The organism is Rhodococcus maanshanensis NBRC 100610, assembly GCF_001894865.1.
GTDB lineage: Bacteria > Actinomycetota > Actinomycetes > Mycobacteriales > Mycobacteriaceae > Rhodococcus_G > Rhodococcus_G maanshanensis.
Genome location: NZ_BCXA01000016.1, coordinates 130,662 through 148,769, shown reverse-complemented (window position 1 = coordinate 148,769; position 18,108 = coordinate 130,662). Strand labels below are relative to the sequence as shown.

16 protein-coding genes are annotated in these 18,108 nt (G+C 67.6%); 12 read left to right on the top strand and 4 right to left on the bottom strand.

Features of this window, described 5'->3' with window-relative positions:
* Positions 1 to 984 precede the first annotated feature (984 nt).
* The 12 genes from RM1_RS09030 (at position 985) to tuf (ending at position 15,927) form a co-directional block, all read left to right on the top strand.
* On the top strand, positions 985 to 1,779 hold the full coding sequence (locus RM1_RS09030) for a TIGR03084 family metal-binding protein (protein WP_072751002.1): 795 nt from the start codon (positions 985 to 987) through the stop codon (positions 1,777 to 1,779).
* Entirely contained in the window at positions 1,776 to 3,518 is a 1,743-nt protein-coding gene (locus tag RM1_RS09025; protein WP_072750977.1) for an acyclic terpene utilization AtuA family protein, read from the top strand. Before RM1_RS09030 ends, RM1_RS09025 begins: the two co-directional genes overlap by 4 nt.
* Entirely contained in the window at positions 3,515 to 4,663 is a 1,149-nt protein-coding gene (locus tag RM1_RS09020) for an acyl-CoA dehydrogenase family protein (RefSeq protein WP_072750976.1), read from the top strand. The genes RM1_RS09025 and RM1_RS09020 overlap by 4 nt, the downstream gene beginning before the upstream one ends.
* Positions 4,660 to 6,258, top strand: coding sequence for an acyl-CoA carboxylase subunit beta (locus RM1_RS09015; protein WP_072750975.1), 1,599 nt, complete (start codon positions 4,660 to 4,662; stop codon positions 6,256 to 6,258). Before RM1_RS09020 ends, RM1_RS09015 begins: the two co-directional genes overlap by 4 nt.
* A gap of 11 nt (positions 6,259 to 6,269) precedes the next feature.
* Positions 6,270 to 8,282: an acetyl/propionyl/methylcrotonyl-CoA carboxylase subunit alpha gene (locus RM1_RS09010; RefSeq protein ID WP_072751001.1), complete on the top strand. Its 2,013-nt coding sequence runs from the start codon at positions 6,270 to 6,272 to the stop codon at positions 8,280 to 8,282.
* The gene (locus RM1_RS09005) at positions 8,279 to 9,439 is read left to right on the top strand and encodes an acyl-CoA dehydrogenase family protein (RefSeq protein WP_072750974.1); all 1,161 of its coding nucleotides are present in this window, start codon (positions 8,279 to 8,281) and stop codon (positions 9,437 to 9,439) included. Before RM1_RS09010 ends, RM1_RS09005 begins: the two co-directional genes overlap by 4 nt.
* 2 nt (positions 9,440 to 9,441) lie before the next feature.
* Positions 9,442 to 10,242 carry an enoyl-CoA hydratase family protein gene (locus RM1_RS09000; protein WP_072750973.1) on the top strand — a complete coding sequence of 267 codons (801 nt, stop codon included), beginning with the start codon at positions 9,442 to 9,444 and terminating at the stop codon, positions 10,240 to 10,242.
* 374 nt (positions 10,243 to 10,616) lie between these two features.
* Complete coding sequence (locus RM1_RS08995) at positions 10,617 to 11,243, top strand: TetR/AcrR family transcriptional regulator (protein ID WP_072750972.1); 627 nt, start codon at positions 10,617 to 10,619, stop codon at positions 11,241 to 11,243.
* 300 nt (positions 11,244 to 11,543) lie between these two features.
* Positions 11,544 to 11,918, top strand: coding sequence for a 30S ribosomal protein S12 (gene rpsL, locus RM1_RS08990; RefSeq protein WP_027500620.1), 375 nt, complete (start codon positions 11,544 to 11,546; stop codon positions 11,916 to 11,918).
* The gene (gene rpsG, locus RM1_RS08985) at positions 11,918 to 12,388 is read left to right on the top strand and encodes a 30S ribosomal protein S7 (RefSeq protein ID WP_027500619.1); all 471 of its coding nucleotides are present in this window, start codon (positions 11,918 to 11,920) and stop codon (positions 12,386 to 12,388) included. The genes rpsL and rpsG overlap by 1 nt, the downstream gene beginning before the upstream one ends.
* A gap of 134 nt (positions 12,389 to 12,522) precedes the next feature.
* Complete coding sequence (fusA, locus tag RM1_RS08980) at positions 12,523 to 14,625, top strand: elongation factor G (protein WP_027500618.1); 2,103 nt, start codon at positions 12,523 to 12,525, stop codon at positions 14,623 to 14,625.
* Positions 14,626 to 14,733: 108 nt separating this feature from the next.
* A complete protein-coding gene (gene tuf, locus RM1_RS08975) occupies positions 14,734 to 15,927 on the top strand; it encodes an elongation factor Tu (protein WP_027500617.1) in 1,194 nt (397 codons plus the stop codon).
* A 192-nt stretch (positions 15,928 to 16,119) separates the two neighbouring features.
* On the opposite strand, the gene RM1_RS08970 is transcribed toward tuf, so the two are convergent.
* From RM1_RS08970 to RM1_RS08955, 4 genes are read right to left on the bottom strand one after another with little or no spacing between them, the layout of a single operon-like run.
* Complete coding sequence (locus RM1_RS08970) at positions 16,120 to 16,683, bottom strand: hypothetical protein (protein ID WP_072750971.1); 564 nt, start codon at positions 16,681 to 16,683, stop codon at positions 16,120 to 16,122.
* A complete protein-coding gene (locus RM1_RS08965) occupies positions 16,680 to 17,663 on the bottom strand; it encodes a DUF6286 domain-containing Asp23/Gls24 family envelope stress response protein (RefSeq protein WP_072750970.1) in 984 nt (327 codons plus the stop codon). Before RM1_RS08965 ends, RM1_RS08970 begins: the two co-directional genes overlap by 4 nt.
* Positions 17,656 to 17,835 carry a DUF2273 domain-containing protein gene (locus RM1_RS08960; RefSeq protein ID WP_072750969.1) on the bottom strand — a complete coding sequence of 60 codons (180 nt, stop codon included), beginning with the start codon at positions 17,833 to 17,835 and terminating at the stop codon, positions 17,656 to 17,658. The genes RM1_RS08965 and RM1_RS08960 overlap by 8 nt, the downstream gene beginning before the upstream one ends.
* On the bottom strand, positions 17,832 to 18,095 hold the full coding sequence (locus RM1_RS08955; protein WP_072751000.1) for an Asp23/Gls24 family envelope stress response protein: 264 nt from the start codon (positions 18,093 to 18,095) through the stop codon (positions 17,832 to 17,834). The genes RM1_RS08960 and RM1_RS08955 overlap by 4 nt, the downstream gene beginning before the upstream one ends.
* Positions 18,096 to 18,108 lie beyond the last annotated feature (13 nt).

Sequence of the window (18,108 nt, the reverse complement as noted above, 5' to 3'; positions counted from 1 at the left end):
TTTCCGGACGCGCCCCCGAACGCGGCGCGGTCCAGTTCTACCGCACACGTCGTGGGTCCGGGCTCGATTCGGAGATGCGGATCGCTACTTCGTTAGTGCGTCGAAATATGCTGCGGTGTAAACCTATTGGGTTGCCACAGGGCACAGTGGATCCGAACGCACTGTGGGGGCTGTCGATGTCCGACAGCCCCCACAGTGAGTCTGCGTGATTACTCGGCCGAGCCCGCTGCGTCCTCGACAGATCCGAGGACGCCGAAGATCTTGCTCAGGGTGCCGAACAGGTCGGACAGTTCGGACGAAGTAGGCATGGATTCTCCTGTGTGTTGTCTTCGATCGTGATGCGCCGAGGGTTTGCGCGCGTCTTGTATTTCTACCCGACGAGGTCTCGATCTGGTCACAAACGGGCTACGAGGTGATCTACCTCACATTCATTCGAACCATGAGGCCACCCTCGGTTGATCCGGTATCAGCTGCCGATCGCGAGCTGGGGGCCGAACGGCAGGCCGATCACGGTGCCGATGAAGATGTCGTGGGCCTGGCTGAAGTTCAGCAGGGTGGCTAAGTCGATTAGGGGCACGTGCGTCTCCTCGTGTCGGTGGAGTGGTTTGCGTCCTGGGCGGGCGCGCACCAGTTCTACCGCACGAGCCGTGGCCTCGGGGTGAAATCAATGAACCGATCTATCACTGAAATGGACTGCGGCACAAGCTAGTTCAGTGATCTAACGAATGGGGGGAATGGTCGTGGGGGTGGATGGTTGAGCCCCTGCGCGCCGCCGTTGTTCGTGCCGCTGCCCTTCGGAAGCGGACTGGACGCCCGCCCTATTTTCGAGCATCAAACCGCATGCGAGGCGTATGCGGTGTGTGAATCCCGAAATCCTTCTGGATGCCGCGAGGGGTGGGGCGTGGTCCCAATAACAAGCAAGCGTGCTTGATTTTTATGGCGGGTGGTGTGATGCTGGTCGCAGCACTACTCGAGGGAGCATCGATGGCCGATCTGAGTACCACCATCAGCGATCTGCAGGCGGAGGGCGAGCAGCTCGACGCGCTGGTCGCGAGCCTGACCGACGAACAATGGGCGGGTCCGACGCCCGCCAAGGGCTGGTCGATCGCCCACCAGATCGGGCACCTGGCCTGGACGGATCGCGCCTCGCTGATGGCGGTGACCGATCCCGAGGCCTTCGCCGAGTCGCTGGCCGCCGCATGGAAGAACCCCCTCGGTTTCGTCGACGAGGCGGCCGAGGTCGAGGCAGCCCGGCCGCCCGCCGAGCTGTTGGCGGACTGGCGCGCCGGTCGAACCGCACTCGCCGAGGCGCTCGCGGCAGTGCCGAGCGGGACCAAGCTGCCCTGGTACGGCCCTCCGATGAGTGCGATGTCGATGGCCACCGCCAGGCTGATGGAGACCTGGGCGCACGGACAGGACGTCGCCGCGGCGCTCGGTGTGGATGCTCCGCCGACAAATCGCCTGCGCAGTATCGCGCATCTCGGCGTGCGCACCCGTGACTTCGCATACGCCGTGAACGAGCTGACCCCGCCTGCGGAGGAGTTCCGGTTCGAGCTGACGGCCCCCGAGGGTGACGAGGTCTGGACCTGGGGCCCCGAAGACGCGGCACAGCGCGTCACCGGTCCCGCTGCGGACTTCTGCCTGCTGGTCACCCAGCGGGCGAACCCGGCGGATCTGGATCTGACCGCTGTGGGGCCCGATGCCACCGCGTGGATCGCAATCGCCCAGGTCTTCGCCGGTCCTCCCGGCGCCGGCCGTGACCCGAAGGTGGACGCATGACAACCCCCGTCCGGATCGGAAACTGCTCAGGCTTCTACGGAGACCGCATCTCGGCGATGCGCGAGATGCTCGAGGGTGGCGAACTCGACTACCTCACAGGCGATTACCTCGCCGAATTGACGATGCTGATCCTCGGTCGCGACCGGATGAAGGATCCCGCCCGAGGCTATGCCAAGACGTTCCTCCGCCAGGCCGAGGACTGCCTGGGACTGGCGCTGGACAAGGGCGTCAAGATCGTCGCCAACGCGGGCGGGCTGAACCCGGCCGGCCTGGCGCAGGCTCTGCGCGAGGTGAACGAGCGGCTCGGTCTCGGGGCGGTCATCGCCCATGTCGAGGGCGACGACCTGATCGCGAGGGCGGCGGATCTGGGCCTGACGGGGGCGCCGGGCGCGCCTGCTCCGCTGACCGCCAATGCCTACCTCGGTGCGTGGGGCATCGTCGAATGCCTCGGCGCGGGCGCGGACGTCGTGGTCACCGGCAGGGTCACCGACGCGTCCGTGATCGTCGGGCCCGCCGCGGCGCATTTCGGCTGGGGAAGAACGGATTTCGATCAGCTGGCCGGGGCCGTCGCGGCCGGGCACGTGATCGAGTGCGGCACCCAGGCGACGGGCGGCAACTACTCGTTCTTCACCGAGATCGCCGACATGGGACGACCCGGATTCCCGATCGCCGAGATCCACGCGGATGGATCCTCGGTCATCACCAAGCACGCGGGCACCGGGGGCGCGGTCAGCGTCGGCACCGTCACCGCCCAGCTGCTCTACGAGATCACCGGTGGCCGTTACGCCGGACCGGACGTCACCACCCGGATGGACTCCCTCGAACTCACCTCCGACGGACCCGACCGGGTGCGCATCAGCGGGGTGCGGGGCGAGGCGCCGCCGCCGACGTTGAAGGTCTCCCTCAACGCGCTTGCCGGGTTCCGCAACGAGTTCACGATGATCCTGACCGGCCTGGACATCGAGGCGAAGGCTGAGCTCGCCCGCACGCAGTTCGAGTCGTGGATGACCACCAAACCGGCCGAGATGACGTGGACCCTCGCGCGCACCGATCATCCGGACGCGGACACCGAGGAGACTGCGAGCGCGTTGCTGCGCTGCGTCGTTCGCGATCCGGATCCGAACGTCGTCGGTCGAGCCTTCTCGTCCGTCTCGGTCGAGCTCGCGCTGGCCAGCTACCCGGGCTTCAGCCTGACCGCACCGCCGTCGAACGGACAGCCGTACGCCGTGTTCACGCCCGGCTACGTCGACGCCGCCGAGGTGCCGCACACCGCGGTCCTGCCCGACGGCACCCGGATCCCGGTCGCCCCGTGCGGGCCGACCAGGGAACTGGACACGGTGACCGATCCCGAACTGCCGCAACCATTGCCGACGACGCCGACCATCCGTGTCCCGCTCGGCACGATCGCGGCCGCCCGCAGCGGCGACAAGGGCGGCAACGCCAACGTAGGCGTCTGGGTTCGCACCGACGAACAGTGGCGATGGCTGGCCAACACGCTCACGGTGGAGGAGCTCGGGCGGCTGCTCCCCGAGACTGCCGGGCTGCCGGTGACCCGGCACCTGTTCCCGAAGCTGCGCGCGGTGAACTTCGTCATCGAGGGCATCCTCGGGGCGGGCGTCGCCTCGCAGGCCCGATTCGATCCCCAGGCCAAGGGCCTCGGGGAGTGGTTGCGGGCCAGGCACATCGACATTCCGGAGGAGCTTCTACTCGGTGACCGACCCCTGGGAGGGACGCTGTGAGTGTGTGGACCACCGACGAACGAAAGGCGTTGCGCGAGACGGTTCGCCGATTCGCCGAGCAGGATGTGCTGCCCCATCTCGAGGATTGGGAGCGACACGGCGAGCTGCCTCGTGAGCTGCACAAGAAGGCGGGAGCCCTCGGGCTGATCGGCGCCGGGTTCCCCGAGTCGGTCGGCGGATCCGGCGGCGATCTCGTCGATGCCGTGACGATCTGCGAGGAGATGCACTACGCGGGCGGGTCGGGTGGCCTGTTCGCCTCCCTGTTCACCTCGGGCATCGTGTTGCCGCACCTCGTCGCTGCGGGTGACGAACGTCAGATCGAACGCTGGGTGCGGCCGACCCTCGCAGGCGAGCTGATCGGCTCGCTGGCGATCACCGAGCCCGGCGGCGGCTCGGATGTCGGGCACCTGCGGACCAGGGCGGTTCGGGACGGCGACCATTTCGTCGTCAACGGGGCCAAGACGTTCATCACCTCCGGTTGTCGCGCCGACTTCGTTGTCACCGCCGTCCGCACCGGTGGGGAAGGGGCGGCGGGCGTCTCGCTCCTCGTCATCGAGAAGGGCACGCCCGGATTCGAGGTCACGCGCAAGCTCGAGAAGATGGGCTGGTTGGCCTCGGACACCGCGGAGCTGTCCTTCGTGGACGCCCGGGTTCCGGCGGAGAACCTCGTCGGGGCCGAGAACAGCGGCTTCCAGCAGATCGCGCAGGCCTTCCTCACCGAACGGATCGCGCTCGCCGCCCAGGCCTACTCGAGCGCCCAGCGATGCCTGGACCTGACCCTGCAATGGTGCCGGGACCGGGAGACGTTCGGCAGGCCGTTGATCAGCAGGCAGTCGGTGCAGAACACCGTCACCGAGATGGCTCGCCGGGTCGACGTCGCACGGGTGTACACCCGCGCGCTCGTCGAGCGCTCGCTGGAGTCGGAACAGGATTTCATCGCCGAGGTCTGCTTCGCGAAGAACACCGCCGTCGAGGCGGGCGAGTGGGTGGCGAACCAGGCGGTGCAGTTGTTCGGCGGGCTCGGCTACATGCGGGAAAGCGAAGTCGAAAGGCAATACCGGGACATGCGAATCCTGGGGATCGGTGGAGGCACCACCGAGATCCTCACCGGATTGGCGGCAAAGCGATTGGGGTATCAGTCATGACGGTTCTTAGGTCCACCCTCGACACCGGGTCGGAGGTGTACGCGACCGCGGTGGAGACGATGAACGCCAAACTCGCCGAGCTCGAGACCGAGCACGCCAAGGCGCTGGCAGGCGGCGGCGAGAAGTATGTGGCGCGGCACCACAAGCGGGGCAAGCTGCTCGCCCGTGAACGGATCGAGCTGCTTATCGATCAGGATTCGCCGTTCCTCGAGCTGTGCCCGCTCGCGGCGTGGGGAAGCGACTTCCCGGTCGGCGCCAGCACCGTGGTGGGCATCGGCGTCGTGGAGGGGGTCGAGTGCCTGATCGTCGCGAACGATCCGACCGTTCGTGGCGGCACAAGCAACCCGTGGACCCTGCGGAAGGGCTTCCGGGCCAACGACATCGCGATGCAGAACCGACTGCCGGTGATCTCCCTCGTCGAGTCCGGTGGTGCGGATCTGCCGACCCAGAAAGAGGTCTTCATCCCTGGCGGCCGGATGTTCCGCGATCTCACGCAGCTGTCCGCGGCCGGGATCCCCACCATCGCGCTGGTATTCGGTAACTCCACCGCTGGCGGTGCCTACATCCCGGGCATGTCCGATCACGTGGTGATGATCAAGGAACGCTCCAAGGTGTTCCTCGCAGGCCCGCCGCTGGTGAAGATGGCGACGGGCGAGGAGTCGGACGACGAGTCGCTCGGCGGCGCCGAGATGCACGCGAGGAAGTCGGGTCTGGCCGACTACTTCGCCGTCGACGAACAGGACGCGATCCGCATTGGCCGGAGCATCGTCAAGCGGCTGAACTGGAAGAAGGAGGGACCGGCTCCCCGCGCGGAGGTGATCGAGCCGCTCGCGGACCCGGAGGAGCTCCTCGGCATCGTCCCCGCGGACCTGAAGATCCCGTTCGACCCGCGCGAGGTGATCGCCCGCATCGTCGACGGATCCGATTTCGACGAGTTCAAGCCGATGTACGGCTCCTCGCTGGTCACCGGCTGGGCGGAGCTGCACGGCTACCCGATCGGCATCCTCGCGAACGCCAGGGGCGTGCTCTTCAGCGAGGAGTCCCAGAAGGCCACCCAGTTCATCCAGTTGGCGAACCGGTCCAACACCCCACTGCTGTTCCTGCACAACACGACCGGGTACATGGTCGGCAAGGAGTACGAGGAGGGCGGGATGATCAAGCACGGCTCGATGATGATCAACGCCGTCGCGAACTCGAAGGTGCCGCACATCTCGATCCTGCTCGGCGCGTCCTACGGCGCCGGTCACTACGGAATGTGTGGCCGGGCCTTCGATCCCCGATTCCTGTTCGCGTGGCCGAGTTCGAAGTCCGCGGTGATGGGCGGCGCACAGTTGGCCGGCGTCATCTCCATCGTCAGCAGGGCCTCCGCGGAGGCCCGCGGGCAGGCGTTCGACGAGGAGGCCGATGCCGGCATCCGCGCCATGATCGAGAACCAGATCGAGGCCGAGTCGCTGCCGATGTTCCTGTCCGGCCGGCTGTACGACGACGGCGTCATCGATCCGCGTGACACCCGCACGGTGGTGGGAATGTGCCTGTCGGCCATTGCCTCCGCCCCGATCCAAGGCACCGAGAACTTCGGCGTCTTCCGCATGTGAGGCAGACCGTGATGACTTCCCCTATCGCTTCGCTCGGACCGGCGATCCGGTCCGTCCTGGTGGCAAACCGCGGCGAGATCGCACGGCGGGTGTTCGCGACCGCGCGTCGGGCCGGCATGGGCACCGTCGCGGTGTTCTCCGACGCAGACGCGGCGGGCCCGCACGTGGCCGAGGCAGACGCGGCGATCCGGCTCCCCGGCAACACCCCTGCCGAGACCTACCTGCGCGCCGACCTCATCATCGACGCGGCGCGTGCCGCGGGGGCGGATGCGATCCACCCCGGGTACGGATTCCTCTCGGAGAACGCGGGATTCGCGCAGGCTGTCGAAGACGCGGGCCTGACCTGGGTCGGCCCCCCGGTCAAGGCCATCGAGTCGATGGGCTCCAAGGTCGAGTCCAAGAAGCTGATGGACGCCGCGGGTGTTCCGGTCCTCGCCGAGCTCGCGCCAGACGAGGTCACCGAGGCACACCTGCCCGTGCTGATCAAGGCGTCGGCGGGTGGCGGCGGACGCGGCATGCGTGTGGTGCGCGACCTGTCGGCGCTGGCGGGCGAGCTGGAGGCGGCCCGCCGCGAGGCGCAGTCCGCCTTCGGCGATCCGACGGTGTTCTGCGAGCGGTACCTCGAGACCGGGCGGCACATCGAGGTACAGGTGATGGCCGACAAGCACGGCACGGTGTGGGCGGTGGGTGAGCGCGAGTGCTCCATCCAGCGCAGGCACCAGAAGGTCGTGGAGGAGGCGCCGTCGCCGCTGGTCGAGCGGACCCCCGGTATGCGTGAGCGGCTCTTCGAGGCGTCGCGGATGGCGGCCAATGCCATCGGCTACGAGGGAGCGGGCACCGTCGAGTTCCTGGCGGACGAGCGTGGCGAGTTCTTCTTCCTCGAGATGAACACCCGGCTGCAGGTCGAGCACCCGGTGACCGAGTGCACCACGGGTCTCGACCTGGTGGAGCTGCAGTTGCAGGTCGCGGCGGGCGTCGCGCTGCCTGCCGAGCCCCCGGCGCTGCGCGGACACTCGATCGAGGTCCGGCTCTACGCCGAGGACCCGGCGAAGAACTGGCAGCCGCAGAGCGGGACCGTGCACCGCATCGAACTCCCCGGTGCCGTGGAGGAATTCGCGGTCCTCGACCGGCAGGGCGTGCGGCTGGACTCCGGCGTTGTGGCCGGCTCGGTCGTCGGGGTGCACTACGACCCGATGCTCGCCAAGGTCATCTCGTTCGCGCCGACCCGAGGACAGGCCGCGCAGTTGCTCGCCGGGGCGCTGGCCCGCACCGCGCTGCACGGACTGCGGACCAACAGGGACCTGCTGGTGAACATCCTGCGGCACCCGGCCTTCCTGGCCGGGGACACCGACACCGCGTTCTTCGACACCCACGGGCTCGATACCCTCGCGCGGCCGCTGGCCGATCCGGATGCCGAGGCGCTGTCCGCTCTGGCGGCGGCGTTGGCCGATGCCGCGGCGAACCGGGCGGCGGCGCGGGTCGACGGCCGGATCCCGAGCGGGTGGCGGAACCTGACGTCGCAGCCGCAGCTCAAGCAGTACGCCAGCGCGTCGGGGGAGTACGACATCCGGTACCTGCTCGGGCGCGGCGGCCTCCGCGCCGAGGGCTTCGAGCACGTCGCGCTGGTCTCCTCCACCCCGGATGCGGTGGTGCTGGAGGTGGCGGGCATGCGCCGGACCTTCGACGTCGCCCGGTACGGCGACGAGGTGTTCGTCGACTCGCCGCTCGGACCCGTCGCACTGACCGCGACCCCGCGATTCGTGGATCCGGCGACGATCGTCGCCGCGGGTTCGCTGCTCGCGCCGATGCCGGGCGCGGTCATCCGCCTCGGCGCCGCACAGGGCGATTCGGTCACCCTCGGCCAGCCGATCGTCTGGCTCGAGGCGATGAAGATGGAGCACACCATCACCGCCCCCGCGTCGGGTGTGCTCGTCGAGCTCCCGGTTGCGGTCGGCCAGCAGGTCGACGTCGGGTCTGTCCTTGCCATTGTTGAACCTGAAGAGACGGAAGAGGAATCGGCATGAGTTTTATCGAGAGCGACGAGCAGAAGGCACTGCGCGCGGCGGTGTCCAAGCTCGGCGAGCGCTTCAACTACGTCGACTACGTGCTGCCGCGGTCGCGCAGGGGCGAGCCGCTGACCGAGCTGTGGAACGAGGCGGGCAAGCTCGGCTTCCTCGGGGTCAACCTGCCGGAGGAGTACGGCGGCGGGGGAGCGGGCATCTACGAGCTCGCCCTGGTTCAGGAGGAGCTGGCCGCGCACGGCGCTGGGCTGCTGCTCGTGGTGGTCTCGCCCGCGATCTGCGGCACCATCATCGGTAAGTACGGCACCGACGAGCAGAAGCAGCAGTGGCTGCCGGGCCTGGCCGACGGCAGCAAGATCATGGCCTTCGGGATCACCGAGGCCGATGCGGGCTCCAACTCGCACCAGATCTCGACCACGGCCCGCCGCGACGGCGCGGACTGGATCCTGACCGGGAACAAGATCTTCATCTCGGGCGTGGACCAGGCGGACGCGGTGCTGATCGTGGCGCGGACCGAGGACCACAAGACCGGCAAGCTCAAGCCGGCCCTGTTCATCGTGCCGACCGACACCGAGAACTTCGTCAAGACGCCGATGGAAATGGACGTCATCGAGCCGGACCACCAGTTCACGCTGTTCCTCGACGAGGTCCGGGTGCCGGGTGAGGCGTTGGTCGGATCGGAGGACGCCGCGCTCATGCAGCTGTTCGCAGGCCTGAACCCGGAGCGGATCCTCGGTGCGTCGATGGCGATCGGCGTCGGCCGGTACGCGATCGAGGCCGCCGTGAAGTACGCGAAGGAGCGCATCGTCTGGAAGACCCCGATCGGGGCGCACCAGGGCATCGCGCATCCGCTCGCCCAGGCGAAGATCGAGCTGGAGCTGGCCAAGCTGATGATGCAGAAGGCCGCGGTCCTCTACGACAGCGGCGACGACTTCGGCGCTGCCGAGGCCGCGAACATGGCGAAGTACGCGGCGGCCGAGGCGAGCATCAAGGCGCTCGACCAGGCCATCCAGACGCACGGTGGCGCCGGGCTGAGCAAGGAGTACGGCCTGGCCGCCATGCTCGGGGCGGCTCGGATCGCGCGGGTGGCGCCGGTGAGCCGGGAGATGATCCTCAACTTCGTCTCCCAGCACTCGCTCGGGCTGCCGAGGTCGTACTGATCATGACGGGTCCCGAGACGAGCGCGCCGTACGTCCGCTCCGAGGTCGCGGGCGGGTTCGCCACCGTAACCCTGGACTCGCCGCACAACCGCAATGCGATCTCCTCACGGTTGGTCGGCGAACTCCGGCAGGCGCTGGCGGACGCGGCGGCCGACGACTCGGTCCGCGCGGTGGTGCTCACCCACACCGGCGGCACCTTCTGCGCGGGTGCGGATCTGTCGGAGGCGAGCGGGGCGCCGGACGCCGACCCGGCGGAGCTGGCGGCGGGCCGCACGGCTCAGATGACCGAGCTGCTGCGAGAGTTCCTCGAACTGCCGAAGCCGATCATCGCCCGGATCGATGGTCACGTTCGTGCGGGCGGCATGGGACTGGTCGGCGCGTGCGACGTCGCGGTCGCAGGACCGTCGAGCACCTTCGCGCTCACCGAGGCGCGGCTGGGCCTGGCGGCGTCGATCATCTCGCTCACGGTGCTGCCGAGGATGACCTCCCGCGCGGCGGGCCGTTACTTCCTGACCGGCGAGAAGTTCGATGCGGCCGCGGCCGAGCGTCTCGGCCTGATCACCATCGCGTCGGAGGACACCGCGGTGACCGTCGCGGAGGTCTGCGCGGAACTCGCGCTGGCGTCCCCGCAGGGGCTGGCCGAGTCGAAGCGGCTCACCACCGTGCGGATGCTCGCCGACTTCGACCGTTACGGTGAAGAGCTCGCCGCCCAGTCGGCGAGACTGTTCGGATCGCCGGAGGCCGTCGAGGGCATGACCGCTTTCTTCCAGCGCCGCCCGCCTGCCTGGGCGCCGAGCGAATAGCAAGGAAGTCGAGGAGTAAGAGGTGGCCGGATACGACAGGACCCGCGCTCGAGGAGTCGAGCGCGGGTCCTGTCGGGTTTCGGTGAACGCTTACTTGGGCAGCGCGTCCGAGGAGCCCGCGAAGAAGCTCAGCGCGCCGGTCAGGTCGCTGACCGCGCCGGTGAAGTCGGAGGCGAAGTCGAGGAACGGAATGATCTCTGCAGAACCCATGATGTGCTCCTTGGTGGTGTCGGTTGATTCTCATAGGGGCGCATCAGTAGCACCGCTAACCTTCGTACCGGCGACGCCGGGACGTGCACAAGGTAAATGTGCGAAAGGTAACAAAATTATAACGTTACTGCCGAGTCGTCCGCATGTGTATGGGGGTGTGGTTAATGCGTGAGCCGCAGCAGGACCGCAGCCGGCTGACCCGGCAGCGGTTGCTCGAGGCGACCATCGATTGCCTGGCCGACCAGGGATGGGCCGCGACCACGGTCGGTGTTGTCGCCAAGCGTGCCGGTGTCTCCCGCGGCGCCGCCCAGCATCATTTCCCGACGCGCGAGGACCTGATCACGGCAGCGCTCGAGTTCATGTTCGACAGCCGGATGGAGGCCGCCCGCCTGGAGGCCACCGGCCTGCCCGCCGGGCCTGGCCGCACCGAGGCGATCGTCACGCGCCTGGTGGAGTACTACACCGGCACCCTCTTCAAGGCGGCCCTGCAGGTGTGGACCGCCGCCGCCTCGGACCCGGCGCTGCGGGAGCGGGTGCTGCCGCTGGAGGAGAAGTTCGGTCGGGTTGCGCACCGGACGGCGGTCGCCATGCTCGGGGTCGAGGACGGCGACCTGATCGCGCACCGATGGGTCCAGCTCACGCTCGACCTTGCGCGCGGACTCGGTCTGGCCGACGTGCTCACCGACGACTCCAAACGGCGGGCCGAACTGATCAAGCAGTGGGCCGCGGACCTCGATTCGGTCCTGCACCGCAGGCGGTCGGGGGAGCAGGAACCGGTGGCCCTGTCGTGACCCGGCTCGTGCCGTTACCACCGATCGGCTCGCTTTGACCTGAAGGCGCGCCGCCGGGTATCGTTGTGGGTCGTGCCCGGCCTGCCCGGGTCGATTTGTGTGCCTAGCAAGGTAAGGCCGCGCGCGCGCTCTCCTCAGAGACGAGCATTCGGCTGCCTGTGTGGGGGTATGCGACACGCCCGACCTCGGGGTCGAGGGACGGGTGAGGAGCAGCGTTTTCTTGCTCCAACTGCTAGATCCCTAATTACACACCGGCCAGGCCTGCCCAGCGCAGGTCGGCCGACAGAAGAAAGCCGGTATATGCCAACCATCAACCAGCTGGTCCGAAAGGGGCGTCGCGACAAGGTCGCGAAGCTCAAGACCGCTGCCCTGAAGGGAAGCCCGCAGCGTCGTGGCGTGTGCACCCGCGTGTACACCACCACCCCGAAGAAGCCGAACTCCGCGCTCCGTAAGGTCGCGCGTGTCCGCCTGACCAGCTCGGTCGAGGTCACGGCGTACATCCCCGGTGAGGGCCACAACCTGCAGGAGCACTCGATGGTGCTCGTCCGTGGCGGTCGTGTGAAGGACCTCCCGGGTGTTCGCTACAAGATCATCCGCGGCTCCCTCGACACCCAGGGTGTCAAGGGTCGCAAGCAGGCACGCAGCCGCTACGGCGCCAAGAAGGAGAAGAGCTAATGCCACGTAAGGGCCCCGCTCCCAAGCGCCCGCTGATCAACGACCCCGTTTACGGGTCGCCGCTGGTCACGCAGCTCGTGAACAAGATCCTCCTGGACGGCAAGAAGTCCACCGCCGAGCGCATCGTCTACGAAGCCCTCGAGCAGGCGCGCGAGAAGACCGGCACCGATCCGGTCGTCACCCTCAAGCGCGCGCTGGACAACGTCAAGCCCGCCCTCGAGGTGCGCAGCCGCCGTGTCGGTGGCGCCACCTACCAGGTGCCGGTCGAGGTTCGCCCCGGCCGCTCCACCACGCTGGCCCTGCGCTGGCTGGTGACCTTCTCGCGTGCACGTCGTGAGAAGACCATGGTCGAGCGTCTCGCCAACGAGCTCATGGATGCCAGCAATGGCCTCGGTGCAGCCGTGAAGCGTCGCGAGGACACCCACAAGATGGCTGAAGCCAACAAGGCGTTCGCGCACTACCGCTGGTGATCTGGCGCCGGGGCGGCACTCAATGTGCCGCACCGGCGTTGTCACTATGTGTCGGTTCCTCGCGGGCCGGCTGACAACACAAAAAGACGTGGTCCGCGAAGGACCGACACGAGCTACGAGCGGGGAAGAATCCTGTGGCACAGGAAGTGCTGACCGACCTGAACAAGGTCCGCAACATCGGCATCATGGCGCACATCGATGCCGGCAAGACCACCACCACCGAGCGCATCCTGTTCTACACCGGTGTCAACTACAAGATCGGTGAGACGCACGACGGTGCGTCGACGACGGACTGGATGGAGCAGGAGAAGGAACGCGGCATCACGATCACGTCTGCCGCCGTGACCTGCTTCTGGAACAACAACCAGATCAACATCATCGACACCCCGGGCCACGTCGACTTCACGGTCGAGGTCGAGCGCTCGCTGCGCGTGCTCGATGGCGCCGTTGCCGTGTTCGACGGCAAGGAGGGCGTCGAGCCCCAGTCCGAGCAGGTCTGGCGTCAGGCCGCCAAGTACGACGTCCCGCGCATCTGTTTCGTCAACAAGATGGACAAGATGGGCGCGGACTTCTACTTCACGGTCCAGACCATCATCGACCGCCTCGGCGCGAAGCCGCTGGTCCTGCAGCTGCCGATCGGTGCCGAGGACGACTTCGACGGCGTCGTCGACCTGGTCGAGATGCGCGCCATCACCTGGCGCGGCGTTGTGCCGACCGGTGCCGAGCCGACCATCGAGGAGATCCCCGCGGATCTGGCCGACAAGGCCGCCGAGTACCGCGAGAAGCTGCTCGAGACCGTTGCCGAGTCCGACGAAGCTCTCATGGAGAAGTACTTCGGCGGCGAGGAGCTCACGGTCGAGGAGATCAAGGGCGCCATCCGCAAGATGACGGTCAACTCCGAGCTGTACCCGGTGCTGTGTGGCTCCGCGTTCAAGAACAAGGGCGTTCAGCCCATGCTCGACGCGGTCATCGACTACCTCCCGACCCCGCTGGACATCGGCGAGGTCGAGGGTCACGCGCTGAACAACGAAGAGGAAATCCTCAAGCGCAAGCCGAGCAAGGACGAGCCGTTCTCGGCCCTGGCCTTCAAGATCGCCGCGCACCCGTTCTTCGGCAAGCTGACCTTCGTTCGCGTCTACTCCGGCCGGATCGATCCGGGTGCCCAGGTGCTCAACGCCACCAAGGGCAAGAAGGAGCGCATCGGAAAGCTCTTCCAGATGCACGCCAACAAGGAGAACCCGGTCGACGAGGCCGTGGCAGGCCACATCTACGCGATGATCGGTCTGAAGGACACCACCACCGGTGACACCCTCTGCGATCAGGCCAGCCCGATCGTGCTCGAGTCCATGAGCTTCCCTGACCCGGTCATCCAGGTCTCGATCGAGCCCAAGACCAAGTCCGACCAGGAGAAGCTGGGCACCGCGATCCAGAAGCTGGCCGAAGAGGACCCGACCTTCTCCGTCGAGCTCGACGAGGAGACCGGCCAGACCGTCATCGGCGGCATGGGCGAGCTCCACCTCGACATCCTCGTCGACCGCATGCGTCGCGAGTTCAAGGTCGAGGCCAACGTCGGCAAGCCGCAGGTCGCGTACCGCGAGACCATCACCAAGGCGGTCGAGAAGCACGAGTTCACCCACAAGAAGCAGACCGGTGGTTCGGGTCAGTTCGCAAAGGTGATCATCGCGCTCGAGCCGTACATCGGCGAGGAAGGCGAGCCGTACACCTTCGACAACAAGGTCTCCGGTGGCCGCGTTCCGCGTGAGTACATCCCCTCCGTCGACGCCGGTGCGCAGGACGCCATGCAGTACGGCGTGCTCGCCGGCTACCCGCTGGTGAACCTCAAGCTGACGCTGCTCGACGGCGCGTACCACGACGTCGACTCGTCCGAAATGGCCTTCAAGGTTGCCGGTTCTCAGGCACTGAAGGAAGCCGCCCGCAAGGCCGGTCCGGTCATCCTCGAGCCGCTCATGGCGGTCGAGGTGACCACGCCCGAGGAGTACATGGGCGATGTGATCGGCGACCTGAACTCCCGCCGTGGCCAGATCCAGGCCATGGAGGAACGCAGTGGTGCCCGTGTCGTGAAGGCGCTGGTTCCGCTCTCGGAGATGTTCGGCTACATCGGTGACCTGCGGTCGAAGACCCAGGGTCGAGCGAACTTCTCCATGGTGTTTGATTCCTACGCAGAGGTTCCCGCGAACGTCTCGAAGGAAATCATCGCCAAGGCGACCGGCGAGTAATACCGGCTGGGAGCAAGACCGCTGGCGAGTTTTCACCAGCTGAGCACGACCGAATAACAAACAACCGCACTGCTGCATACCGCAAGCAAGACAACAGGAGGCCATCAAGTGGCGAAGGCGAAGTTCGAGCGGACGAAGCCGCACGTCAACATCGGGACCATCGGTCACGTTGACCACGGCAAGACCACGCTGACTGCAGCGATCACCAAGGTCCTGCACGACAAGTTCCCGGATCTGAACGAGGCCTCGGCCTTCGACCAGATCGACAAGGCGCCTGAGGAGAAGGCTCGTGGTATCACGATCAACATCTCCCACGTCGAGTACCAGACGGAGAAGCGCCACTACGCGCACGTCGACGCCCCGGGCCACGCGGACTACATCAAGAACATGATCACGGGTGCGGCGCAGATGGACGGCGCCATCCTCGTGGTTGCGGCCACCGACGGCCCGATGCCGCAGACCCGCGAGCACGTGCTGCTGGCCCGCCAGGTTGGTGTTCCCTACATCCTGGTCGCGCTCAACAAGTCCGACATGGTCGACGACGAGGAAATCCTCGAGCTCGTCGAGATGGAGGTCCGCGAGCTGCTGTCGTCGCAGGAGTTCGACGGCGACAACGCTCCCGTCGTGAAGGTCTCGGCGCTCAAGGCGCTCGAGGGCGACGCCAAGTGGGGCGAGAGCGTTCTCGAGCTCATGCAGGCCGTCGACGACTCGATCCCGGACCCCGTCCGTGAGACCGACAAGCCGTTCCTCATGCCCGTCGAGGACGTCTTCACCATCACCGGTCGTGGCACCGTTGTGACCGGTCGTATCGAGCGTGGCGTCATCAACGTGAACGAGGAGGTGGAGATCGTCGGCATCAAGGAGACCTCCACCAAGACCACCGTCACGGGCATCGAGATGTTCCGCAAGCTGCTCGACTCCGGCCAGGCGGGCGACAACGTCGGTCTGCTGGTTCGTGGCATCAAGCGCGAAGATGTCGAGCGTGGCCAGGTCGTCGTGAAGCCGGGCACCACCACCCCGCACACCGAGTTCGAGGGCAACGCCTACATCCTGTCCAAGGACGAGGGCGGCCGCCACACGCCGTTCTTCAACAACTACCGCCCGCAGTTCTACTTCCGTACCACGGACGTTACGGGCGTCGTGACCCTGCCCGAGGGCACCGAGATGGTCATGCCCGGTGACAACACCGAGATGTCCGTCAAGCTGATCCAGCCGGTCGCCATGGACGAGGGCCTGCGGTTCGCCATCCGTGAGGGTGGACGTACCGTCGGCGCCGGTCGCGTCACCAAGATCATCAAGTGATCTAGCATCACCAGATGATCTAGCAGTACCAAAGCCGAATGGCGCTCACTCCCTCGGGAGTGGGCGCCATTCGGCTTTTTGTGTCGGGACATCCGGCCCGAGGGACGATCGTCCATCAGCCGGGCGTGCGGGTACCCGGGCCGTCGCCCTTTTGGGCGCGGCCGGGGTACCCGAGGATGGGGAAGGGTCCGGTCAGACCGGCAGATCGGCGCGGTCGAGGTGCAGTAGCACCTGTGTGGCGACCGGAGCATCGGGCAGGGCGGCGGCCATGGACCTGGCAAGGGACTCCGCGTCGCGGGTGAACTCCGCGATATCGACCGCCGGATCGGCGACCACCGTCACTCGCAGGGTCAGCAGCCCGCGATCATCCACCGCGGCGGCCCGCACGGAGCGGACCCCCTGCAGGGTGGACAGCTCCGAGGCCAGCCCGACCGCCATCGGCGCGAGGTCGACCGACAGATCGGACTCGCCGAGGACCTCCCCGATCTGCACCGTCGAGGTCCGGCCGCGCCTGAGGTTGATCACCAGCAACGTCACCCCGGCGACGAGGCTCGCGACGCACGCCACGCCGAGCAGCGTCGGCCACCAGTCCCTTGTCGGTATCGCCGCGTACTCGGCCCGGTCGAACCGGCGCCAGAACTCTTGGGACACATCGAGGTCCATGTTCCAGGTCAGGGCCAGCGCGCCGGCCGCGACCAGGGCGAGGCCTGCGCCGAGGGCTATCGATCGGTCGATGACCGACGTGCGGCGTCTCACGATCGCACCTTGCCGATCCGGACGCGCAGCGGCCGCGGCGAGGCGAGTGTGGCCAGCCCCGGCTCCACCGCGTCGCGTACGGCCGATTCGAGCGCGGGGGCCGCGACCTCACCGTCCGGGGAGATCCTGATGGTGGTCCGCCTGCCGTCGACGATGGTCTGCGCCGACCGGACACCCGCGACGGTGCGCGCGTGCGCGCTGCACATCCGCGCCACATCGATCGGACGCATCCACACCACCGCCGATCCCGCGTGGCCGAGCGGGAGATGGGTGCGGATCCGCGGCTTGATCGCCACGAAGATCAGCACCAGGCCTGCGAACACGGCCGCGACCGCGGCAGGCACCATCCACGGCTGCCAGTGCTGACGTGCGGACCACTCGATCGAATTGCGCAGCCACGCGGCGGGAGCGATGACCTCGTGCGCGATCAGGAACTCGCGACCGGCCAGTACCGACAGCACCAGCAGGGCGCAGGCGAAGAGCAGCGCGACCGGGGCTGCTGCGGGCCGGGTGATCGGTGCCCGCGACGGGACAAGGGGTGCCAGGGCGGCGCCGGGCGCCGCGAACTGCTGGCTGTCGACCTCGGCCCCCTCCGGTGCCGCGGCTGGTACCGCCGCGGCGACGACGACGTGCAGTTGGTCCATCGGCAGACCGCTGAGGGCGGCGATGCGATCACCCACCTCGCGGTGTACCTCGCGGGAGAGCAGGGCGATCGGGCACGGCCATGCGACCGCGATGTACAGCGTGACAGCGACCGACTCGGTGCCCATCGACACCTCGGCTCGCGGCAGGTCGCGGCCGGTGAGCCGGGACAGCCCGCCGCGCTGGCGGACCACCCCCGGCACCTGTAGCGCCGCCGCCACCGCGATCCGTGAGACCGCTCGGTCCTTGATGATCAGCTGGCCCCTGGTGCTGCGCTCGTCGTCCAGGTCGGCATCCGCGCCGTATGCCGCGCCTGCTTCGCCCGTGGTCTCAGCCACGGCCCCGGCTCCGCAGCAGCGCGCCGAGATCGACGTGCCCGTCGCGGTGGGCGCCGATGGCCATTCCGAATCCACCCAACAGCACTGCGAACACGAAACCGCTGAAACCGCCGAGGATTACGGCGATCGCGAGCAGTAGACCGGCGATCAGACCGACGACTGTGCTGTTCATGGCGCTGTCCTCTCCGTGAGTACATCTTCGACCGTGACATCGACCGGGACGTCGAGCATCGGGGCGAGCGCCGCGCGAACCCGCTCCGCCGTCTCGACGACGTGTGCCGGGTAGCGCACGCTGATGTGGACGGCGCAGGAGTCCTCGCCGAGCGCGATCCCGAGCACCCGCTTGCCCGGCAGGTACGTCGCGACCTCACCGAACATGCCGCCGTGCAGCCCGGCGACCCCGGGTACCGCGAGCACGGCGTCGGCGATCAGCTCTGCGGGCTCA